Origin of the sequence: Scandinavium hiltneri, assembly GCF_024764835.1 — a bacterium.
Lineage (GTDB): Bacteria > Pseudomonadota > Gammaproteobacteria > Enterobacterales > Enterobacteriaceae > Scandinavium > Scandinavium hiltneri.
The window spans coordinates 1-681 of the sequence record NZ_JALIGE010000051.1; the positions used below are offsets into that span (position 1 = coordinate 1).

General features: G+C 65.3%; 1 protein-coding gene. It reads right to left on the bottom strand.

Going from position 1 to position 681, the window contains the following annotated elements; translation table 11 throughout:
• On the bottom strand, positions 1-681 hold a 681-nt coding region (locus MUU47_RS00245), incomplete at both ends, for an alpha/beta fold hydrolase (protein WP_374684731.1).

Sequence of the window (681 nt, forward strand, 5' to 3'; positions counted from 1 at the left end):
GGTGAAGGCGTTGACCTTCTTCTCGCCGCTGGCGACGTAGTGGCCGACCAGGGTCGCGGTGGTGATCCCGCCGGAGCAGGCGCCGAGGAGGTTGAGGTCCTTGCTGCCGGTGATCGACAGGACTACCTCGATGGCCTCCTTGAGCGCCTCGATATAGGTGGTCAGGCCCCATTCGCGCTGCGACTTGGTCGGGTTGCGCCAGCTGACGATGAAGGTCTGCACGCCGTTGCGCAGGCAGAAGCGCGCCAGGCTCTTGTCCGGCGACAGGTCGAAGACGTAGAACTTGTTGATCTGCGGCGGCACCACCAGCAGCGGGCGTTCGTGCACCGATTCGGTGATCGGCCGGTACTGGATCAGTTCCAGCACGTCGTTGCGGAACACCACGGCGCCCTCGGTGGTGGCCAGGTTCTTGCCCACCTCGAAGGCGTCCATGTCCACCTGGCTCGGCATCCCGCCGTTGTTCACCAGGTCCTTGGCCAGGTGGCCGAGGCCGTCCAGCAGGCTCTTGCCGCCGGTCTCGAAGAAGCGCTTGACCGCCGCCGGGTTGCTCAGGCTGTTGGTCGGCGACATCGCCTCGGTCAGCAGGTTGATGACGAACTGGCCACGACTGATGTCCTGCGGCGACAGGTCGCTGTGGCTGATCCAGCTGTGCAGCTCCTTGCGCCAGGCCAGGTAGGTCTG